Source organism: Achromobacter sp. 2789STDY5608621 (assembly GCF_001299375.1).
GTDB classification, from domain to species: domain Bacteria; phylum Pseudomonadota; class Gammaproteobacteria; order Burkholderiales; family Burkholderiaceae_B; genus Achromobacter; species Achromobacter insuavis.
The window spans coordinates 145,673-164,870 of record NZ_CYTU01000009.1 but is presented as its reverse complement, the minus strand read 5'-3'; the positions used below and the strand labels follow the sequence as shown (position 1 = coordinate 164,870).

The following is a 19,198-nucleotide window of genomic DNA, read 5'->3' as shown; positions in this document are numbered from 1 at the left end:
TCTTCAGATTTTTCCAGTCGGGTCCAGACGGTCGCGCAGCCAGTCGCCCAGCAGGTTCAGGCCCAGCACGGTCAACATGATCGCCAGGCCGGGGAACACGCTCACCCACCACGCCGTCTGCATGTAGGTGCGGCCATCGGCCAGCATACCGCCCCAGCTCGGGATCATGGGATCCACGCCCAGGCCCAGGAAGGTCAGGCTGCTTTCCAGCAGGATGTTGTTGGCGACGTTCAGCGTCATCAGGATCACCAGCGGGCCCAGCAGGTTGGGCACGATGTGATGGCGGATCATGGCCAGGTCGCGCACGCCGAAGGCGCGCGCCGCCAGCACGAACTCGCGTTCGCGCAGCGCCAGCACCTGGGCCCGCACCAGGCGCGCATACTGCACCCATTGCGAGATGATCATGAAGAAGATCACGTTGAACAGGCCGCCGCCGAGGATGGCGATGAAGGTGATGGCCACCAGGATGAACGGCAGCGCCAGCTGCACGTCGGCGAAGCGCATCACGATCATGTCCCAGAAGCCGCGGTAGTAGCCGGCGATCAGGCCCATGATGATGCCGAGCAGGGCGCCGCCCAGCACGGACGCGAAGCCGACCAGCAGCGAGATCTTGCCGCCGACGATGACGCGCGCCAGCACGTCGCGGCCCAGCGGGTCGGTGCCGAACAGGTGGGCCGCGCTGTTGAAGGGCGCCATCAGGCGGGCGGTCAGGTCCATGGACTCGCCGCCATCGGGGAACAGCCAGCCCGAGGCCAGCACCAGGACGATCATGACGCCGGTCAGCACGGCGCCCAGCACGAATTCCAGCGAGCGGTAGCGGCTGCGCGGCTTGACGGCCTTGGGGGCGGCGGGGGAAGTAGTGGTCTGCATGGGGCTCACCGCGTGCGGATACGGGGATCGACGATGCCGTAGGCGATGTCGACGATCAGGTTGACCAGGACGATGACGGCGGCCAGCACGGTGACCGTGCCTTGCAGCACCGGGTAGTCGCGGCCGGAGATGGCGTCGAACGCCAGCGTGCCCAGGCCGGGCCAGTTGAACACCATCTCGATGACGACGATGCCGCCGATCAGGCCGCCGAACTGCAGCCCCAGGTAGGTGATGAGCGGAATGGCGCAGTTGCGCAGCGCGTGCTTGTACAGCACGATGCGCTCCTTCAGGCCCTTGCTGCGCGCCACCATGATGTACTGGGCCGACAGCGTTTCCAGCATGGTGGTGCGCACCAGGCGGATGTTGGTGGCCGACAGGATGATCGCCATGGTCAGCGACGGCAGCACCAGGCTGGCCGGACCGCTCCAGCCCGACGGCGGCAGCAGCGGGAAGGTGATCGACAGCAGCAGCACCAGCATCAGCGCCAGCCAGAAGTTGGGGAACGACAGCCCCACCAGCGACAGGATGCGGATCGCCTGGTCGGTGGGCTTGCCGCGCTTGATGGCGGCCTGGATGCCCAGCGGCAGCGAAATCAGGATCGAGGCGATCAGCGAGGTGAACGCCAGCATCAGCGTGGCCGGCAGCGCGTCGCCGATCAGCTTGGCGACCGAGGTGCCGCCCATGAAGCTGCGGCCGAAGTCGCCGTGCAGCAGGCCCTGCATGTAGCTCAGGTATTGCTCGTGGAACGGCCGGTTCAGGCCCAGCGCCTGGCGGATGTTGGCCAGGTCCTGCTCGGTGACGCTGCCCGAGCCCTGGCTGAGCATCAGCGCGGGGTCGCCGGTCAGGCGCACGGCATAGGAGACGAGCAGCGTCACGGCCACGATCACGAAGACCGCCTGCAACACGCGTTTAATCAGAAATCCGGTCATGAGGCTCCGCCAGGGCTTTCGCCCCGGCGAATCAGTAGGGTTAATGCGTCAAATGCTTCAAAAACATCGCGACACCCAATCAGGCATCGCCCCCCCTGGCGGGATGCCGCGGATCCGGCTCCGCCGGTCCGCAGGCATGCCCCCTTGAGGGGGAAGCGCGCAGCGCTTCGGGGGTGGGCTCTACTCCACCGTCGTTTCCAGGAAACGGAAGCGGATGTCGCCCGGCACTTCCAGGCCCTTCACGCGCTTGTTCACGCCGACGATGGTGTTCAGGCTGTACAGCGGCAGTTCCAGCGCCTGGTCGGCCACGTAGCCGGCGATCTCCTGCAGCATGGCTTCGCGCTTCTTCACGTCATAGACGGTGCGCTGCGCTTCCAGCATGGCGTTCAGCTTGGGATCGTTGTCGTACGGATTCCACTTCTGGCCCGAGTGGTACATCAGGTAGGCCGTGTTGTCGTAGTCGTAGGTCCAGCCGCCCCACTGGTTCTGCCACATCTCGCCGGTCTTGCCGCCGGGGATGATGTCGTTGAGCAGCACGCCGGTCTCATACGGCTTGATGGTGGCGCGCACGCCCACCGCCTGCAGATAGCCCGACACCGCCTGGGCCACTTCGCGGAAGTTCGAATCGCTGCCGCGCACGTCGATCTGCACCGTCGCGCCCGGCTTGATGCCGGCGCCGGCCAGCAGCTTCTTGGCTTCGGCGGGGTTGAAGGGCAGCGGCTTTTGCTCGGGGTTGTAGCCGAACGACTGCGGGCCCTGGAAGCTGGCGATGGTCTTGGCCTGGCCCAGCAGCAGCTGCTTGACGATGGTGTCGCGGTCCACCGCCATGATCAGCGCGCGGCGCACGTCGCGGTTCTGGGTGATGCCGTTCTTGGTGTTGTAGCGCAGCGCGAAGGCGACCGGGCCGCCGGTCGAGATGACGTCGGCGTTGCCGGACTTCTTGACCGTCTCGATCAGGCCCAGCGGGATCAGCGTGGCGATGTCGACGCGGCCAGCCTGCAGTTCGGCGACCTGGGTGCCGGGTTCGCTGATGAAGCGGTAGACCACCTTGTCCAGCTTGGGCTTGCCGCCCCAGTAGTCGTCATTGCGCGCCAGGGTCACGTTGACCTTGGGCTGGTAGCTCTCGAACTTGAACGGGCCGGTGCCGACCGGGTGGGTGTTGAAGTTCTCCTCGCCCTTTTCCTGGATGTACTTGGGCGGCACGATCATGGCGCCGTAGCCGGCCAGCTTGGTCAGCAGCACGGGGTCGGGCTGCTTGAGGATGAAGTCGACGGTGTACTCGTCCACCACCTTGACCTCGCCGATCGAGTCGTAGTTCGACTTCTGCGGGCCCTTGGCGCCTTCCGCGCCCAGCAGGCGCTCGAAGGTGAACTTGACGGCCTCGGCGTTGAACGGCTCGCCGTTGTGGAACTTGACGCCCTGGCGCAGCGTGAAGCGCAGGCGCTTGTTGTCGTCCAGGTATTCCCACTTGGTGGCCAGGCCCGGCTGCAGCTTCAGGTCGGCGCCGCGCATGGTCAGCCCGTCGTACAGGTTGCTGCCGACCGAACCCCAGAAGGTCACGAAGGTGTCGATCGGATCCCAGCTGCCCGGATCCTGGTTGATGGCGACGTTGAGCGTGCCGGCCGCGTGCGCGGTCGACAGGACCGCGGGCAGCGCGCCGCCCAGCGCCAGGGCCAGGGCGGTGGCGGTGAAGGTTTTGCGTAGGGAGAGCATGTTCAACTCCAGGGACGGGAAATCGGCCGGGCCGACGTGGAAAAGTGGGGTCAGGCGGCGCGGGCCACGCGGTGGCCGGGCGCGAATTCAACCAGGGGAATGATCGCCGGCTCGTCGCCCACGCGCCGCACCGGGCTGGGGATCTCGCCCTCGATCAGCGAGGTGTCGATGTGGCGGCCGGGCTCGGCCACCGGCACGGCGGCCAGCAGCTTGCGGGTGTAGGCGTGCTGCGGCGATTCGAAGATCTGGCGGCGCGTGCCCAGTTCCACGATCTGGCCCAGGTGCAGCACCGCCACGCGGTGGCTGACCTTCTCCACCACCGCCATGTCGTGGGTGATGAACAGGTACGACAGGCCGCGGTCCTTCTGCAGGTCCATCAGCAGGTTCAGGATCTGCGCCTGGATCGACACGTCCAGCGCCGACACCGATTCGTCGGCGATGATCAGCTTGGGGTCGCTGGCCAGGGCGCGCGCGATACAGACGCGCTGGCGCTGGCCGCCCGAGAACTCGTGCGGATAGCGGCGCGCGTGCTCGGGCTTCAGGCCCACCTGTTCCAGCAGTTCGCCGACGCGGCGCGCGATGGCGGCCTCGTCGCTCAGCAGGCGGTGGGTGCGGATCGGTTCTGCGATGCTGAAGGCCACGGTCTTGCGCGGGTCCAGCGAGGCATACGGATCCTGGAAGATGTACTGGATCTCCTGGCGCAGGCGCTGGCGGCCGGCGGCGTCCATCGAGAAGATGTCCTGGCCGTTGTAGCGCACCGCCCCCGAGGTCGGCGCCACCAGCTGCTGCAGGGTCTTGCCGATGGTCGACTTGCCGCTGCCCGATTCGCCCACCAGCGCCAGCGTTTCGCCGGGGTAGACGTCGAAGCTGACTTCCTCGACCGCGTGCACGCGGTGGGTGACGCGGCCGAACAGGTTGTGGCCGACGTCAAAGCGCGTGGTCAGCTTCTCGACGCGCAGCACCGGCTCGTCGTAGCGCGCCGTGTCCTGCTCGCGGGTCTCGCCCACTTCGCGCAGCGTGTCGCCTTCCAGCACCGTCTGCGGCGTGCGCAGCGGCAGGTCGCGGCCGGTCAGGCTGCCCAGGCGCGGCACGGCGGCCAGCAGGGCGCGGGTATAGGGATGCCTGGGCGCGCGGAAGATCTCTTCCACCGGGCCCTGCTCGACCTTCTTGCCGCGCAGCATCACCACCACGTCGTCGGCCATCTCGGCCACCACGCCCATGTCGTGGGTGATGAAGATCACGGCCGTGCCCAGGTCGCGCTGCAGTTCGCGGATGGTGTTCAGGATCTGCGCCTGGATCGTCACGTCCAGCGCGGTGGTCGGTTCGTCGGCGATCAACAGGCGCGGCTGGCACGACAGCGCCATCGCGATCATCACGCGCTGGCGCATGCCGCCCGACAACTGGTGCGGGTAGCGGTCCAGCAGTTGTTCGGCGTCCGGCAGGCGCACCTTCTCCAGCAGCGCGCGCGCCGCCTTGCGGGCCGCCGAGCGCGACAGCTGCTGGTGCAGCATGATGGCCTCGATGATCTGGTCGCCGATGGTGAACACCGGGTTCAGCGAGGTCATCGGCTCCTGGAAGATCATGGCGATGTCGTTGCCGCGGATCGCGCGCATCCGCTCGTCGGACGCGGCCGTCAGGTCGACCTCGCGGTCGTCGCTGTCGCGGAACAGGATTTGGCCGGTGGCGATGCGGCCGTTGTTGTAGTCCGTCAGCCGCATGATGGCCATGGACGTCACCGACTTGCCCGAGCCGGACTCGCCGACGATGGCCAGCGTCTTGCCCGGCCGCACGTCGAAGTCCAGGTTCTCGACGGCGCGGAACACGCCGTTTTCGGTATTGAAGTCCACCGAGACGCCGCGCACGGAGAGCAGCGGCTGGGCGGAAGGGGCGGGAATGCTAGACAACGTGGATTCTCACAGCGAGGTGGCGGCGCGGGCGGCCTGGTCGTACAGGCCCGACAGGGCGCGCAGGGTATTGGCCAGCTGGTGGCTGGCATCGTCCGCGGCGGGGGAGTCGATGAAGGGTTTCACCAGGCATTGCTCGCGCACTTCGGCGTAGCGCTGGATCGCGGCCGCGCCGGCGTCGGTGGTGGTGTAGACCACTTCCTTGCCGGTCTTGGCGCTTTGCACCACGCCCAGCCGCTCCAGCTTCTTGAGCGAATAGTTCACCAGGTGGGTGTCTTCGACATTGAGCGTGAAGCAGATGTCCGCCAGTTTCTTGCCGCGTCCGCGATGGAACACGTGGTTCAGCACCAGGATGTCCAGCGAGGTCAGTTCGGGCAGCCCGGCACAGGCCATGCAGCGGACCATCCAGCGATTGAAGGCGTGCGAGGCGATGATCAGGCCGAACTCCACCTCGGACAGCTCCGGGGCGGACGAGGCGAGATGGGAGGAGGAAACAATGGCGTCCCGGACGGAAACAGACATGGGCGGCAGTTGGGGACGGATCGACAATAAAACGTTGGCGAATTATTGACGATTTGTGGATATGCAGGCATCCGGGATAACCCGTGGATATAAGCCGCCTCGGGTGTCATCACTGCAAGTCATTCAAGCCGCGGCGATCCCCGCGCTGGCCATGGCTATGTCGCGCCCGAGGACTCGTGCAGCAGCCCGAGGTCGGGCGGCCGGTTCTCGATGATGGCTTCCATGCTGAAAAAGCCCGTCACGGTGGACAGTTCGAAATCGGTGATCAGCTTCTGATAGAAGCGGTCGTACCCCGCGATGCCGCGGCAGACCACCTGGATCAGGTAGTCCCAGTCGCCGCCGATGCGATAGAACCCGGTTACCTCGGGCAGGCGTTCCACATGTTTGCGGAAGCCGTCGGCCCATTCCTTGGCGTGGTGGCTGGTGCGGATCATCACGAACACCGTCAGGTCCAGTCCCAGCGCGACCAGATTCACCTCGGCGCGGGTGCCGCGGATGATGCCGCAGGCGTTCAGCCGCTGCAGCCGGCGCCAGCAGGCGTTCTGCGACAAACCGACCCGATCGGCCAGCTCGCGCTGCGACAGCGAGCCCTCGCGTTGCAGGCAGGAAATGATATTCAGATCAAACTTGTCAATTTTTTCCATGGTGTCGTTCAAATGATCTGTTTTTGAAGATTTTAAGGAAAAATTAGGTGAAGTTTAAAAATTCCTTCCATCGTATGATATTTCGCTGACTTTCCACCCGCCGCATTCCCGTATCCACACCATGTCTACCCAAGCGACCCCGGCCACCACAGGGCCGTTGCGCCAGTTCCAGCAATCCCTGCAATCCCCCGATATCGTCGCCAGCCTTGCCGATGGCCTGATCGGCAAGGACGCCGTCATCGAAGGCCCCTTTGGCCTCAAGCCGCTGGTCTACGCCGACTACGTGGCCTCGGGCCGCGCGCTCATGCAGGTCGAGCGCTTCGTCCTTGAGCACGTGCTGCCGTACTACGCCAATTCGCACACCGAGGCCTCGTTCTGCGGCGGCTTCATCACGCGCCTGCGGCGCGAGGCGCGCGCCGTGGTCGGCCGCTGCTGCGGCGCGGGCGACGAGCATGCCGTGATCTTCTCCGGCTCGGGCGCCACCATGGGCATCAACCGCCTGGTGCACCTGTTCGGCGTGCCGGCCGCGCTGGCGGCGGGCCGCAAGGTGCGCGTCGTCATCGGCCCCTACGAGCATCATTCGAACATCCTGCCCTGGCGCGAATGCGGCGCCGACATCGTCGTGCTGGCCGAAAGCCCGCGGGGCGGCCCGGACCTGGCCGAGCTGGACGCGGCGTTGCGCGCGCCCGACGGCGCGCTGGTCATCTGCGCGCTGTCGGCCGCCTCCAACGTCACCGGCATCGTCGCCGACGTCGAAGCCATCACCCGTCGCGTCAAGCGCGCCGGCGCCAGGATGGTCTGGGACTACGCCGGCGGCGCGCCGTACCTGGACATGCGCATGACCCCGGCGGCCGACGCGGCCATCGACGCCATCGTGTTCTCGCCGCACAAATTCATCGGTGGCCCCGGCGCGTCCGGCATCCTGATCGTGCGCCGCGACGCGGTGGCCGTGGCGACGCCCACCTTCCCGGGCGGCGGCACCGTCAAGTTCGTCTCGCCCGGCGGCCATGACTACAGCGCCAGCCTGGAGGCGCGCGAAGAGGCCGGCACGCCCAACGTGGTCGGCGACATCCGCGCCGCGCTGGTGCTGCTGGTCAAGGAAGCGCTGGGCGCCGACCTCATGGCGCGGCGCAACGCCGCCTTCGTGCAGCGCGCGCTGGCCCGCTGGCAGGACGATCCCCGCCTGGAACTGCTGGGTTCATTGAGCGCCCCGCGCCTGCCGATCTTCTCCTTCCGCGTGCGCAACGGCCAGGGCGGCCATGTCCACCAGCAACTGGTCACGCGCATGCTGAGCGATCGCTTCGGCATCCAGGCGCGCGGCGGCTGCGCCTGCGCCGGCCCGTACGTGCACAACCTGCTGGAGATCGACGAGGCCGAGTCGGCGCGCATGCGCCAGGCCATTCTCGATGGCCGCGAGATCGAAAAGCCGGGCTTCATCCGCCTGAACTTCAGCGTGCTGCTGTCCGACGCCAAGGCCGACTTCATCCTCGATTCGGTGCTGGCATTGGCCGCCGACGCGACCGAGTTCGAAGACCGCTACGACTTCGATCCCGGCCGCGCCATCTTCTTCCCGCGGCCCGCCCCGGCGGCGGTCGCCTGAGGCGGCGGACCGCCATGCCGCGCGGGGGCGCCGCCCTCGCCGCGTGGCGGCCGCGCTATTGCTTCATGTAGGGGCCGCAGGTGTCGATCCAGGCGCTCTTGCGCGCGGCCAGGTCGTCCGGCTGGCTCTGCATCGCGCCCACGGTCTTCTCGGGAAACTTGCCGCCGTCGCGCGCGCATTGCTCGTAGTCGTCGACCAGCGCGAACTCCATGTCCAGCAGGTCCAGCCGGCCCTGGCACAGCGGCGCGTTCAGCTCCTGCCAGTTGGCGGTCTCGCGTCCCTTCTGCACTTTCACCGCCTCCTGGTAGCGGGCGACGCTGGCGTCGAACCGCGCCACGCATTCCTCGGCCGCATGAGCGGCGCCCAGCGGCAGGGCACAGGCGAGCAGGAGCAGGGCGGACAGAGGGCGGGTCGGGATCATGGACAGGGGCTTCCGGCGCGGCGGGGCCGCGAAATGCGATGGGCGCATCATAACTGCCGGGCCTCGCGGGCCTCAGGCCGAGGCCTGCGCCGCCAGGGGCAGGGCCATCGCCTCGCCCGCCCACTCCACCCGGTTGCGCCCAGACATCTTGCCCCGGTACAGCGCCGCGTCGGCCTGATGCATGATGTCGTCCAGCACCTGCGTGCTGGCAAAGCGCTGTGACACGCCGATGGTGGCCGTGCAGCGGATGGGGCCATGCGGGCGGCCGCCCGGTACCTGGCTGTGGGCAATCGCCGCGCGCAGACGCTCGGCCAGGTGCAGGGCGCCGTCCCGGTCGCTGTTGAGCGCCACCACCACGAACTCCTCGCCGCCCAGCCGGCACACCAGGTCGCCCTGGCGCACCGTGTCCTGCAGCACCCGCGCCACCCGGCTCAGGACCTGGTCGCCGGTCTGGTGGCCGTAGGTGTCGTTGATCTGCTTGAAGCGGTCGATGTCCACGATCAGCAGGTGCGAAGGCGCGGCGTGGCGGACTCGGAAGTGCGCCTCCAGTCCGTCCATCAGGCCGCGCCGGTTCAGCAGGCCGGTGAGCGGATCGCGCGTGGCCATGGTGCGCAGTTCATCCGTCAGGCGCCGCAGGATCAGCCAGACCACGGCCGGCGGCAGCACCGTGCCCAGGAATGACATATAGATGTAGAACACCGTCTGGAACTGGCCCTGCATGTCCAGGGCCGGCATGCCGCCCTTCAGGATCAGCATGAACTTCGCCGCGTTCAGGCCGCAGATGCCGCCCACCAGGATGGCGAAGACGATCATCTCCAGGCGCAGGTCGCGGGCAAAGGTGCGCGCGCCGTACAGCAGCCCTAGCGTCATCGCCAGGAACAGCAGGGCGCACGAGGCCGCCAGCAGCGCATGGCGCGCCTCCGTGCCCCACGCCGCCTGCACCAGCACTTGCAGCGCGGTGTAGAAAATGGCCAGCGCCAGCATGGGGTACAGCACGGGGATGGGGCGGTTGAAAAACCGTAGCGCCCCGAACACATACGCGACCGGGGCGCACAGGGTCAGGGTGTGGTTGAGGAAATTCATCGCGCCCCAGCCCGGCTCGGCGCCCAGCAATTGCAGGATGTAGGCCACGCCCAGCAGCAGGTGGCCGGCGGCGAACACGTCCGTACCCATCTTCCTGCCGCCCAGCCGGGTGCTGATCAGCAGGAACATGGCGCAGAAGCAGAACAGGTGCACGCAGAGCATGCCGAGGATGACGACAGAGGCAACCATGGAGGGGCGTGCGTGGAGAGGCGGCAGGAACCGCGATCGCAGGGGATGGCGGCTGGGGTGCGCGCGTTGGCATCCCAAACCGCCGCGTTAAGCCGCTTTGGCGCCAGATGGGCGCTTTTAGGTCGATGAATGGTAAGCGCAGGTTTCAGGTTGCGTCAAGATTGAGCGTATCGCCTCGCGCGGCGGCGCGGGCAGGCGGCGTGAAGGCGGCCGCCATGCTGCATGGAAAACCAGTATGGCAATCGCTCCGAACGCGTCTACCATCGTTCACACGTCAAGGAATCGAAGATCCGATCCTCCCACGGGCAATCGGACGCGCCCTCCGGCTGAAGTTCTGTTTTATCAACACGTTACGTTGGAGATGAAAGAGAATGACCGACACCCTCATCCAGGTCGACCTGACCCAGTCCCCCTACGAGAACAAGCAGATCCACAACCGCTGGCATCCGGACATCCCGATGGCCGTCTGGGTCAAGCCCGGCGACGATTTCATCCTGGAAACCTACGACTGGACCGGCGGCGCCATCAAGAACGATGACAGCGCCGACGACGTGCGCGATGTCGACCTGTCGACCGTGCACTTCCTGTCCGGCCCGGTCGGCGTCGAAGGCGCCGAGCCCGGCGACCTGCTGGTGGTGGACCTGCTGGACATCGGCGCCAAGCCCGACAGCCTGTGGGGCTTCAACGGCTTCTTCAGCCGCAACAACGGCGGCGGCTTTCTCACCGATCATTTTCCCCATGCGCAGAAATCCATCTGGGATTTCCACGGCATGTTCACCTCGTCGCGGCACATCCCGGGCGTCAACTTCGCCGGCCTGATCCATCCCGGCCTGATCGGCTGCCTGCCCGACAGGAAGCTGCTGGACACCTGGAACCAGCGCGAGCAGGCGCTGATCGACACCAACCCGAACCGCGTGCCGCCGCTGGCCAATCCGCCAGCCCCCAAGACCGCGCACATGGGCGCGCTGCAGGGCGCCGACCGCGACCGCGCGGCGGGCGAGGGCGCGCGCACCGTGCCGCCGCGCGAGCACGGCGGCAACTGCGACATCAAGGATCTGTCGCGCGGGGCGCGGGTGTTCTTCCCGGTCTACGTCAAGGGCGGCGGCCTGTCGGTGGGCGACCTGCACTTCTCGCAGGGCGATGGCGAAATCACCTTCTGCGGCGCCATCGAGATGGCCGGCTGGGTGCACATGCGCGTCACGCTGATCAAGGGCGGCATGGACAAGTACGCCATCCGCAACCCGATCTTCAAGCCCAGCCCGATCACGCCGGCCTACAAGGACTTCCTGATCTTCGAGGGCATCTCGGTGGACGAGGGCGGCAAGCAGCACTACCTGGACGTGAACGTGGCCTATCGGCAGGCCTGCCTGAACGCCATCGAGTACCTGAAGAAATTCGGCTATTCGGGGGCGCAGGCCTATTCGCTCCTGGGCTGTGCGCCGGTGCAGGGGCATATCAGCGGGGTGGTGGATATTCCCAACTCCTGCGCCACGCTGTGGCTGCCGACCGAGATCTTCGATTTCGACATCCAGCCGTCGGCGTCGGGGCCGGTCAAGCACATCAAGGGCGGCGTCGACATGCCCTTGTCGCGCGACCGCTGAGGCCGGGACCAGGGAGACCGACATGCCCATGTATGACTACGCCTGCGCCGGCTGCGGCGAGTTCGCGGCGCTGCGGCCGCTGGCGCAATGGCGCGATCCGGCCGACTGCCCGCAATGTGGGGCCGCTTCGAACCGCATCGTCGGCGGCGCGCCCGCGATTTCGGCGCTGTCGTCGGCCGTCAATCGCGCCCATGCCGCCAACGAACGCAGCGCCAACGAACCGCGCAGCTCGCGTTCCGGGCACGGCATGAACTGCGGTTGTTGTTCGGGCGGACGCACGTCCGGCAAGACCCGCACCACGGCCGACGGCGCCAAGTCCTTCGCCGGTTCACGGCCCTGGATGATCAGCCACTGACGCCGTCCCGTCGATGGCGGCCCGCATGCCGGGGCGCCATCGACGGTTCGCCACGCGGCGGCGCGGCGCGTGATCCCGCCGCCTCGCTTTTTTTATTGCGGCGCGGCTTCCAGCGGCGCCACGGCGGCGCCCTGGATCTTGTGGCGCGCCAGCGCCTCGGCGACGAAACCGCTTTTCTTCATGGCTTCGACGAAGGCGGCCAGGTAGGCGCTGGCCTTGGCGCCACGGCTCTTGGGCACGCCCATGGCCTGGCGGATCAGCATGAAGTGGCCGTCCAGCAGGCGCAGGCCGCCCAGGCGCTGGGCGTCGGCCTGCAACTGCTGTTTGACGCCGGCGGCCACCTCCATGTTTTCTTTCAAGAAGGTGTCGACCACCGCGGGCGAGGTGGGCGCGCGGAACAGCTCGGCGTGCTTGATCTCGCGCGTCAGGTACAGGTCGTAGGCGCTGCCCTTGCCGACCACCACGCGCTGGCCGGCGCGGTCCACCTCTTCCATGCGGGTGATGGGCGAATCGTCGCGCACCAGATAGGCGCCCTCGATCACCACGTACGGCGCGGTGAAGGCGATCTGCTCGCCGCGCAGCGGGTCGATCGCGAAAAAGCCCACGTCGGCCTGCTCGGCGGCGACCGCGTTGACCGATTCGCCGGCGGACTTGAACACCACCAGCTCCAGCTTCACGTCCAGCCGGCGCGCCAGCTCGGTGGCCAGGTCGACCGACACGCCGCCGGGCGCGCCGGTGTCGGGATGGCTGTTGGCCAGGATCGGGTTGCCCAGGTTGATGGAGGCGCGCAGCGTGCCCGTCGGGGCAAACGCGTCGAGCAGTTCGTGATCGGTCTTCATGGAGCTTCCTTCCTCGGGGGGCGCCGCCGGTGTCGCGGCATGTGCAGCCCAGAGAATAGCCGGAAGCGGGGCGCTTGCGTGCTGTCCGCGGCGCCGGCGGCTGGGCGCGAGGCCCGCCGCCGATGACGCCGCGCTATTGCGCGCGGCGCAGCACGTAGTGCGGCGCCAGCGGACCGGTGGGACGGGTGCCGTCGCGGTACAGCATGATCACCTGGTTCTCGGCGACGAAGTAACGCTGGCTGTCGCCGGAGGCGTCCAGCCGGATGGTGCTGCCGTCGGATTCCCAGCTGAAGGTGCCGGCCACCGCTTCGGGTTGCGGCTGGCGGTCCAGGTACTGGGTAGTGCGCTCGTAGCGGCCATCCTTCATCAGCGTCAGGCGGGTGCGGATGCCGGGGCAGTCGGCGCAGGGCAGGGTGCCTTCGTAGCTGCCGGGCCAGTCGAGCGCGTTGCGGGCCGTGTGGTTGTCCACGGGCACGGAACGGGCGGTGATGGGTTTGGACGGGGCGCAGCCGGCGAGCAGGGCGACTGTCAGGGTGCAGGTCAAGGTGGTTTTCATCATGGCGAGCTCCTGTGTAGCGGTGCGCCCACGATACGGACGCACGCCCATCCTTGCTGAAACGGGATGTAAAGGCAAGGCGTCGCGCGCCCGCGTGGGGCCGTTGCCACGGCGGCGCCGCGACGGCGCCTGGCGGCCGCGCCTGTCCGCCGCCGCCCGTCATCCTGGCCGTATCGGCGCGGCGCGGTGCGCCGGCCAGCGTTACGCTCATCGGCAGGCCCGCGGCATCGTGCCGCGGGCGCGAAGGAGCGTCATCATGCAAGGAAGCTGTCTGTGCGGCGCCGTGGCCTACGAGGCGGACCGCCTGGCCGGGCCCATCGTCCATTGCCATTGCGTCACCTGCCGCAAGGCGCATGCGGCCGCGTTCGCCTCGACCGCGCGGGTGGCGCGCGAGGATTTCCGCTGGACCCGCGGCGCGGAAGCGCTGGGCGCTTATGAATCGTCGCCCGGCAAGATCCGCCATTTCTGCACCCGCTGCGGCGCGCACCTGATGGCGCACTGGGTGGCGCAGCCGCAGGTGATCCTGCGCGTGGCGACGCTGGACGACGATCCCGGCGCGCGGCCGCTCGCGCACATCCACACCGCGCACGACGTGCCGTGGCTCGATCATGGGCCGGGCGTTCCGGCCTATCCGGACACCGTGCCGGGATAGCGCGCGTCGCCGTCCCATTCCCGACGCGTGGCGCATGCGCTACGCTAGCGATCTTTGCGCGCCGGCGTGGCGCGCCGCGAGGAAGCCGCAATGAAAGGCGAACACCATTACGACGTCGGCGTGACCTGGACCGGCAATACCGGCAAGGGCACCGCCAGCTACACCGCATATGCCCGCGACCACGTGATCCAGTCGCCGGGCAAGCCCGATATCGCCGGCTCGGCCGATCCCGCGTTCCGCGGCGACCCGGCGCGCTGGAATCCCGAGGACCTGCTGGTGGCCTCGCTATCGGCCTGCCACAAGCTCTGGTACCTGCACCTGTGCGCGGTCGAGAACATCATCGTCACGGCCTACCGCGACGACGCCCATGGCGTCATGCGCGAAGACCCCGAGCGCGGCGGCGCCTTCGCCTCGGTCACGCTGCGGCCCGAGGTCACCATCGCCGCGGGCGGCGATGCCGGCCTGGCCGAAGCGCTGCACGCTCGCGCCCATCATTTCTGCTATATCGCCAATTCGGTGAATTTCCCGGTGCTGTGCGAGCCGCGCATTGTCGTGGCCGGCTGACGCCGTCATTTGAAAAGGGTTTGCAATGCTGACGATCTGGGGCCGGCGCAGTTCCTTCAACGTGCAGAAGGTCTTGTGGCTGGCGGGCGAACTGGGCCTGACCTATGAACACGTGCTGGCCGGCGGCCAGCACGGCCTGCTCGATACGCCCGAGTTCCTGCGGATGAATCCGCATGGCCGGGTGCCGCTGCTGCGCGAGGGCGACACGGTGGTGTGGGAGTCCCACGCGATCCTGCGCTATCTGGCCGCGCGCCATGGCGCCGAGGCTTTCTGGCCGGCCGATCCGGCGCGGCGCGCGCGCGCCGACGGCTGGATGGACTGGGCCCAGACGGCGCTGCAGCCGGCGTTCCTGGTGGGCGTGTTCTGGGGCTACTACCGCACCCCCGAGCCGCAGCGCGACCTGGCCGCCATCGACCGCGCCCTGGCGAACACGCACGCCTGCCTGCGCCAGCTGGACGCCGTGCTGGCCACGCAACCCTATCTGGGCGGCGAGGCGCTGACGCTGGCCGACATTCCCGCGGCCACCGCGCTGTACCGCTATTACGAGCTGGACATCGCCCACGCGCCGCTGCCGAACGTGCGCGCCTGGTACGAGCGGCTGCAACAACGCCCCGCCTATCGCGAACACGTCATGGTGCCGTTCGGCGAACTGAAGGGGCGCCTGGACTTCTGAGCGGCGCGAGCCTGTTAAGCTGTGGACGGCCGGGGCAAGCATGCGCCGGCGCTTCCTTTTCGACGCCTTTCGCATCATGTCCCTTCCTCTCGCCGACTGGTCCCGGCAGGCTCCCGACCTGGGCATCGCCGGCCTGCGCCTGCGCCCCCTGCGCGACGCCGATGCCGCCGCCTGGCATGCCTATCTCAGCGACGACAACGTGACCCGCCACACCAGCTGGCAACTGGACGGCGCGGACGCGCTGGCCGGGCTGATCAGGGGCTACGCGGATCCGGTCGCCACGCGCGCGATGCGCCTGGCGATCGTCGAGGCCGATGACCGCCTGATCGGCACCATCGGCCTGAACGAGATCACGCCGGGCGCGCGCCGCGCCGAGATCGCCTACGACCTGGCGCCATCGCATTGGCGCCGCGGCATTGCCTCGCAGGCGTGCGAGGCGGTCACCGGCTGGGCCTTGCAGACGCTGGGCCTGGCTCGCGTGCAGGCCACGGTGCTCGATACCAATGTCGCGTCGGCCGGCGTGCTGGAGCGCTGCCGCTTCCAGCGCGAGGGGCTGCTGCACCATTACCGCCAGGTGCGCGGCGAGCCGCGCCACTTCTGGATGTACGCCCGCATCTGGCCGCCGGCGACGCAAGGCGCCGAATGCGGCTAGTCCGCCACTGAACGAGGAAACCATGAAGTCCGCCCTGATCGTGATCGACGTGCAACGCGCCCTGTTCGAGACCACGCCCGAACCCGCCGACGCCGGCGCCGTGCTGGCGCGCATCAACGACTTGGCCGAGCGCGCCCGCGCCGCGGCCGTGCCCGTCATCTACGTGCAGCATGAGGCGCCCGGCAGCCCGCTGGCGCATGGCGAGCCGGGCTGGCAGCTGGATACGCGGCTGCGGCCGGCCGAGGGCGATGCCCGCGTCTACAAGACCACGCCGGACTCGTTCCTGCGCACCGGCCTGGCGGACGCGCTGTCGCGGGCCGGGGCCACGCACCTGGTGGTGTGCGGCTACGCCAGCGAGTTCTGCGTCGACACCACCGTGCGCCGCGCCGCGGCGCTGGGCTATCCGGTGACGCTGGCGGCCGACGCCCACACCACCCAGGACAAGGCGCACGCGCCCGGCGCGCAGATCCGCGCGCACCATAACGCCACGCTGTCGTCGATCTCCAGCTTCGGCGTGAAGATCGCCGCCGTGCCCGCCGCCGACATCGCGTTCGGCGCCGCGCCGGCAAGGTAGGGCGCATGGATCCCGAACTGCTGCAGCTGCTGGTGACGCGCGCCATGCCTTTCGGCAAGTACCAGGGGCGGCTGATCGCCGACCTGCCGGGCCCGTACCTGGCCTGGTTCGCGCGCAAGGGCTTTCCGCCGGGCGAGCTGGGGCGTTTGCTGGCGCTGATGCACGAGCTGGACCACAACGGCCTCGCTTCCTTACTGGCGCCTTTACGAAAGCCGCCCGGCAAGCCGCCGGCGCCGCGCTGAGGCGGCCGCGGGAAACCGCAAGAAACAAATCTCATCGCCCGCGTAGCGTCTTGGCACCTTCCGCGGCCGCGCCCGCGGCTACGATAGACCGGCGCGCCACCGTGCCGAGTATCGGGCCCGGGCGCGCGCTCAACGAAGAGAGGTCGACATGAAGAAACTCCCGATCACCGCCGTCCTGCTGGCCCTGGCCTGCCTGGGCGGCGCGGCGCAGGCGCAGAGCGCGGCGCCGGTCACGCAGGAATACCAGTATCCCAGCCAGCGTTCCAAGGACGGCAGCCTGTCGCCGCCTTCCACCTTGCGCATGACCGTGACGCCCGATCCCAACGCCGCGCCGCCGGTCGTGATCCGCGATTCGCCCGAGAGCCAGGCCGAGTACGTGCGTTGCCGCGAAGTCTCGGACCGCGCCGCGGTGTCCAATGCCCAGATGCAGGCCGGCGTCGCCCAGTGCCTGCGCGAACTGGAACAGCGCCGCCAGCAGTAGCGCGGCACGCGCGCGCCGCGGAGATTGGCGCGGCCCGGTGGCGGGCCGTGCCGTCCGCGGCGGCGGACCTCAGGCGGCCCCGGCCGCGGCGGCGCGCGCCGAACCGCGCGCCCAGTGCCAGGTCATCAGGCCCGCGGCCAGCACCACCGGCAGCATGGCCGCGTTCAGGGCTTCCCAGCCGAACGCGTCCAGCGCCGGTCCGGCCGCCAGCGTGGCTAGGGCGGTGGCGGCGTAGCGCAGCATCTCCGCCGCGCCCTGGGCGCGGGCGCGCTCCGACGGCCGGTACGACTGCGCCAAGAGCGTGGTGCCGCCCACGAACATGAAGTTCCATCCCACCCCCAGGCAGAACAGCGCCGCGTAGAACGCCGGCAGCGAGGGCGAGGCCATCGCGATCAGCGAGCAGGCCACGTTCAGCAGCATGCCCGCGCCGAGCACCCGCGGCAGACCGAAGCGCTGGATCAGCGTGCCGGCGAAGAACGCCGGCGCATACATGCCCACCAGGTGCCACTGCATGATGTTGGCGCCGTCGCCGATGCTGTGGCTGCAGGCCACCGCCGCCAGCGGCGCGGCGGTCATGATGAACATCATCGACACCGAGCCCACCACGTTGTTGGCCAGCGCGGCGACGAACACCGGCTGGCGCGCCACCTCGCCGAGCGGCCGCGCCGGCAGGCCGGCCTGCGCGTCGGCCGCCGCCGCGGGCGCGTCGGTATCGCGGTAGAAGCCGAACAGCAGGGCGGCGGACAGCAGCGCCAGCAACGCCACCATCAGGTAGGCGCCGGCGAAGGTCACCGGCGCGAACAGGTCGCGGCTCCAGGCCGCCAGCGCCGGGCCGGCGATCGCGGCGATGACGCCGCCGGTCATCACCACGGAAATCGCGCGGCTCTTGGCGGCCGGTTCGACCGCGTCCGCCGCCGCCAGCCGGTAGTACTGGGCGAACGCCTGGAACACGCCGACCAGCGCGGTGCCGGCGCAGAACATCCAGAAGTCCGAATGGAACACCGCCCACACCGAAATGCCGCCCCCCGCCGCGCCGGCCAGCGCGCCCAGCGCGAAGCCGTTGCGGCGGCCGATGCGCTGCATCAGCAGCGAGGCGAACCAGGTGACCAGCGCGCCGGCCACCGTGATCAGCGCGAAGGGCAGGGTGGACAGCGCCTTGTCGGGGGCCAGCATGTGGCCGGTCAGGGCCGTCAGCGTCAGGTCGATCGAGATGGCGGCGATGAACAGGCCCTGGCATACGGCCAGGATGCGGGCGTTGCGGCGGCCGATGGCCAGGGAAGGCGAGGCAGGCATGAGGACTCGGAGCGAGGACGTGAAGGATGGGTCGAACACGCCGCCCACGGCGCGAGGCCGGGGATTGCGGTTTGACAGGGCTCACTCTAGCGGCGCACACTTTGGCGTAAATGACATAATTCCCTCGATAAACGCCAATCCCCCTCGGCCCTCCCATGACCCACGCCGTAACGTTCCTGCTGGTGCCCGATTTCCAGCTGCTCGACATGTCCGGCCCCGCCGCCGTATTCCAGACCGCCGGCTCGCTGGCGCGCCGCGCGGGCGCGCCAGCCTACGCCGTGCAAGCGGTATCGGAAGCGGGCGGCGAGGTGCGCAGCTCCTGCGGCATCGGCGTGCTGACCACGCCGTGGCGCGGCGCGCCGGTGGACACCCTGGTGGTGCCCGGCGGCGAGGGCGCGCGCGAAAGCGCCCTCAGCCCCGCCATGCGCGCCTACCTGCATGCCCAGCGCCAGGCGGGCCGGCGATTGGCCAGCGTCTGCACCGGCGCCCGCGTGCTGGCCGCCGCGGGCCTGCTCGACGGCCTGCGCGCCACCACCCACTGGCGCCACGCCGCCGCGCTGGCGCGCAACCACCCCGCCGTCCGCGTGCAGGCCGACCGCATCCACGTGCGCGACGGCGATACCTGGACCTCGGCCGGCATCACCGCCGGCATCGACCTGGCGCTGGCGATGGTCGAGGCCGACCTGGGCGCGGAGGTCGCCGCCGAGACCGCGCGCGAGATGGTGGTCTATCACCGGCGCTCGGGCGGCCAGTCGCAGTTCTCGGCGCTGCAGGACCTGGCGCCCGACAGCGAGCGCATGCGCGCGGTGCTGGAGCACATCTGCGGCAACCTGGGCGCGGC

General features: G+C 68.9%; 22 protein-coding genes. 11 read left to right on the top strand and 11 right to left on the bottom strand.

The window, feature by feature from the left end; translation table 11 throughout:
* Positions 1-3: 3 nt before the first annotated feature.
* The 6 genes from AOZ53_RS12240 to AOZ53_RS12215 form a co-directional block, all read right to left on the bottom strand.
* The gene (locus AOZ53_RS12240) at positions 4-870 is read right to left on the bottom strand and encodes an ABC transporter permease (RefSeq protein ID WP_054430286.1); all 867 of its coding nucleotides are present in this window, start codon (positions 868-870) and stop codon (positions 4-6) included.
* Positions 871-875: 5 nt separating this feature from the next.
* A complete protein-coding gene (locus AOZ53_RS12235; protein WP_006385014.1) occupies positions 876-1,799 on the bottom strand; it encodes an ABC transporter permease in 924 nt (307 codons plus the stop codon).
* A gap of 180 nt (positions 1,800-1,979) precedes the next feature.
* Positions 1,980-3,512, bottom strand: coding sequence for an ABC transporter substrate-binding protein (locus AOZ53_RS12230; protein ID WP_054430285.1), 1,533 nt, complete (start codon positions 3,510-3,512; stop codon positions 1,980-1,982).
* A gap of 50 nt (positions 3,513-3,562) precedes the next feature.
* Entirely contained in the window at positions 3,563-5,416 is a 1,854-nt protein-coding gene (locus tag AOZ53_RS12225; protein ID WP_054487942.1) for an ABC transporter ATP-binding protein, read from the bottom strand.
* A 9-nt stretch (positions 5,417-5,425) separates the two neighbouring features.
* Positions 5,426-5,938, bottom strand: coding sequence for a winged helix DNA-binding protein (locus AOZ53_RS12220; protein ID WP_054430353.1), 513 nt, complete (start codon positions 5,936-5,938; stop codon positions 5,426-5,428).
* Between the two features lie 155 nt (positions 5,939-6,093).
* Positions 6,094-6,582 carry an Lrp/AsnC family transcriptional regulator gene (locus AOZ53_RS12215; RefSeq protein WP_197286476.1) on the bottom strand — a complete coding sequence of 163 codons (489 nt, stop codon included), beginning with the start codon at positions 6,580-6,582 and terminating at the stop codon, positions 6,094-6,096.
* Between the two features lie 121 nt (positions 6,583-6,703).
* On the opposite strand from AOZ53_RS12215, the gene AOZ53_RS12210 reads away from it, so the two are divergent.
* The gene (locus AOZ53_RS12210) at positions 6,704-8,182 is read left to right on the top strand and encodes an aminotransferase class V-fold PLP-dependent enzyme (protein ID WP_054487938.1); all 1,479 of its coding nucleotides are present in this window, start codon (positions 6,704-6,706) and stop codon (positions 8,180-8,182) included.
* 55 nt (positions 8,183-8,237) lie between these two features.
* Here the strand turns inward: AOZ53_RS12210 and AOZ53_RS12205 are convergent, their stop codons facing one another.
* Positions 8,238-8,603, bottom strand: a complete 366-nt coding sequence (locus AOZ53_RS12205) for a hypothetical protein (protein ID WP_054487972.1) — start codon at positions 8,601-8,603, stop codon at positions 8,238-8,240.
* Positions 8,604-8,675: 72 nt separating this feature from the next.
* The gene (locus AOZ53_RS12200; protein WP_054430277.1) at positions 8,676-9,875 is read right to left on the bottom strand and encodes a GGDEF domain-containing protein; all 1,200 of its coding nucleotides are present in this window, start codon (positions 9,873-9,875) and stop codon (positions 8,676-8,678) included.
* Between the two features lie 371 nt (positions 9,876-10,246).
* Between AOZ53_RS12200 and fmdA the strand changes: the two genes are divergently transcribed.
* The gene (fmdA, locus tag AOZ53_RS12195) at positions 10,247-11,476 is read left to right on the top strand and encodes a formamidase (protein WP_054430275.1); all 1,230 of its coding nucleotides are present in this window, start codon (positions 10,247-10,249) and stop codon (positions 11,474-11,476) included.
* A gap of 22 nt (positions 11,477-11,498) precedes the next feature.
* Positions 11,499-11,831, top strand: coding sequence for an FmdB family zinc ribbon protein (locus AOZ53_RS12190; RefSeq protein WP_054478249.1), 333 nt, complete (start codon positions 11,499-11,501; stop codon positions 11,829-11,831).
* Positions 11,832-11,923: 92 nt separating this feature from the next.
* On the opposite strand, the gene AOZ53_RS12185 is transcribed toward AOZ53_RS12190, so the two are convergent.
* Positions 11,924-12,670: an ABC transporter substrate-binding protein gene (locus AOZ53_RS12185; protein WP_054487935.1), complete on the bottom strand. Its 747-nt coding sequence runs from the start codon at positions 12,668-12,670 to the stop codon at positions 11,924-11,926.
* A 133-nt stretch (positions 12,671-12,803) separates the two neighbouring features.
* On the bottom strand, positions 12,804-13,229 hold the full coding sequence (locus AOZ53_RS12180) for a copper resistance protein NlpE (RefSeq protein ID WP_054487933.1): 426 nt from the start codon (positions 13,227-13,229) through the stop codon (positions 12,804-12,806).
* A gap of 253 nt (positions 13,230-13,482) precedes the next feature.
* On the opposite strand from AOZ53_RS12180, the gene AOZ53_RS12175 reads away from it, so the two are divergent.
* The 7 genes from AOZ53_RS12175 to AOZ53_RS12145 all read left to right on the top strand — a co-directional run bounded on the left by AOZ53_RS12175 (position 13,483) and on the right by AOZ53_RS12145 (position 17,064).
* Positions 13,483-13,878, top strand: coding sequence for a GFA family protein (locus AOZ53_RS12175; protein WP_054487931.1), 396 nt, complete (start codon positions 13,483-13,485; stop codon positions 13,876-13,878).
* Between the two features lie 90 nt (positions 13,879-13,968).
* A complete protein-coding gene (locus AOZ53_RS12170; RefSeq protein ID WP_020928506.1) occupies positions 13,969-14,442 on the top strand; it encodes an OsmC family protein in 474 nt (157 codons plus the stop codon).
* 25 nt (positions 14,443-14,467) lie between these two features.
* Complete coding sequence (locus AOZ53_RS12165; protein ID WP_054430261.1) at positions 14,468-15,115, top strand: glutathione S-transferase family protein; 648 nt, start codon at positions 14,468-14,470, stop codon at positions 15,113-15,115.
* A gap of 76 nt (positions 15,116-15,191) precedes the next feature.
* Entirely contained in the window at positions 15,192-15,767 is a 576-nt protein-coding gene (locus AOZ53_RS12160) for a GNAT family N-acetyltransferase (RefSeq protein WP_054487970.1), read from the top strand.
* Between the two features lie 22 nt (positions 15,768-15,789).
* Positions 15,790-16,341: a cysteine hydrolase family protein gene (locus tag AOZ53_RS12155; protein WP_054430259.1), complete on the top strand. Its 552-nt coding sequence runs from the start codon at positions 15,790-15,792 to the stop codon at positions 16,339-16,341.
* A 5-nt stretch (positions 16,342-16,346) separates the two neighbouring features.
* A complete protein-coding gene (locus AOZ53_RS12150) occupies positions 16,347-16,583 on the top strand; it encodes a DUF3820 family protein (protein ID WP_054430257.1) in 237 nt (78 codons plus the stop codon).
* A gap of 148 nt (positions 16,584-16,731) precedes the next feature.
* Positions 16,732-17,064, top strand: a complete 333-nt coding sequence (locus AOZ53_RS12145) for a hypothetical protein (protein ID WP_054430255.1) — start codon at positions 16,732-16,734, stop codon at positions 17,062-17,064.
* Between the two features lie 69 nt (positions 17,065-17,133).
* Here AOZ53_RS12145 and AOZ53_RS12140 read toward each other — a convergent pair whose 3' ends face one another.
* Positions 17,134-18,357 (bottom strand): MFS transporter, encoded by a 1,224-nt coding sequence (locus AOZ53_RS12140; protein WP_054430254.1) that lies wholly within the window; start codon positions 18,355-18,357, stop codon positions 17,134-17,136.
* Positions 18,358-18,512: 155 nt separating this feature from the next.
* On the opposite strand from AOZ53_RS12140, the gene AOZ53_RS12135 reads away from it, so the two are divergent.
* The coding region (locus tag AOZ53_RS12135; RefSeq protein WP_054487968.1) for a GlxA family transcriptional regulator at positions 18,513-19,198 on the top strand (686 nt) is incomplete at its 3' end.

Bases quoted from the DNA above. Each gene is read 5' to 3' on its own strand.
- AOZ53_RS12200 (WP_054430277.1), bottom strand. From the start codon at position 9,875: ATGGTTGCCTCTGTCGTCATCCTCGGCATGCTCTGCGTGCACCTGTTC.
- AOZ53_RS12155 (WP_054430259.1), top strand. From the start codon at position 15,790: ATGAAGTCCGCCCTGATCGTGATCGACGTGCAACGCGCCCTGTTCGAG.
- AOZ53_RS12150 (WP_054430257.1), top strand. From the start codon at position 16,347: ATGGATCCCGAACTGCTGCAGCTGCTGGTGACGCGCGCCATGCCTTTC.
- AOZ53_RS12180 (WP_054487933.1), bottom strand. From the start codon at position 13,229: ATGATGAAAACCACCTTGACCTGCACCCTGACAGTCGCCCTGCTCGCC.
- AOZ53_RS12220 (WP_054430353.1), bottom strand. From the start codon at position 5,938: ATGTCTGTTTCCGTCCGGGACGCCATTGTTTCCTCCTCCCATCTCGCC.
- AOZ53_RS12235 (WP_006385014.1), bottom strand. From the start codon at position 1,799: ATGACCGGATTTCTGATTAAACGCGTGTTGCAGGCGGTCTTCGTGATC.
- AOZ53_RS12240 (WP_054430286.1), bottom strand. From the start codon at position 870: ATGCAGACCACTACTTCCCCCGCCGCCCCCAAGGCCGTCAAGCCGCGC.
- AOZ53_RS12160 (WP_054487970.1), top strand. From the start codon at position 15,192: ATGTCCCTTCCTCTCGCCGACTGGTCCCGGCAGGCTCCCGACCTGGGC.
- AOZ53_RS12185 (WP_054487935.1), bottom strand. From the start codon at position 12,670: ATGAAGACCGATCACGAACTGCTCGACGCGTTTGCCCCGACGGGCACG.
- AOZ53_RS12210 (WP_054487938.1), top strand. From the start codon at position 6,704: ATGTCTACCCAAGCGACCCCGGCCACCACAGGGCCGTTGCGCCAGTTC.
- fmdA (WP_054430275.1), top strand. From the start codon at position 10,247: ATGACCGACACCCTCATCCAGGTCGACCTGACCCAGTCCCCCTACGAG.
- AOZ53_RS12215 (WP_197286476.1), bottom strand. From the start codon at position 6,582: ATGGAAAAAATTGACAAGTTTGATCTGAATATCATTTCCTGCCTGCAA.
- AOZ53_RS12140 (WP_054430254.1), bottom strand. From the start codon at position 18,357: ATGCCTGCCTCGCCTTCCCTGGCCATCGGCCGCCGCAACGCCCGCATC.
- AOZ53_RS12230 (WP_054430285.1), bottom strand. From the start codon at position 3,512: ATGCTCTCCCTACGCAAAACCTTCACCGCCACCGCCCTGGCCCTGGCG.
- AOZ53_RS12205 (WP_054487972.1), bottom strand. From the start codon at position 8,603: ATGATCCCGACCCGCCCTCTGTCCGCCCTGCTCCTGCTCGCCTGTGCC.
- AOZ53_RS12175 (WP_054487931.1), top strand. From the start codon at position 13,483: ATGCAAGGAAGCTGTCTGTGCGGCGCCGTGGCCTACGAGGCGGACCGC.
- AOZ53_RS12165 (WP_054430261.1), top strand. From the start codon at position 14,468: ATGCTGACGATCTGGGGCCGGCGCAGTTCCTTCAACGTGCAGAAGGTC.
- AOZ53_RS12145 (WP_054430255.1), top strand. From the start codon at position 16,732: ATGAAGAAACTCCCGATCACCGCCGTCCTGCTGGCCCTGGCCTGCCTG.
- AOZ53_RS12170 (WP_020928506.1), top strand. From the start codon at position 13,969: ATGAAAGGCGAACACCATTACGACGTCGGCGTGACCTGGACCGGCAAT.
- AOZ53_RS12190 (WP_054478249.1), top strand. From the start codon at position 11,499: ATGCCCATGTATGACTACGCCTGCGCCGGCTGCGGCGAGTTCGCGGCG.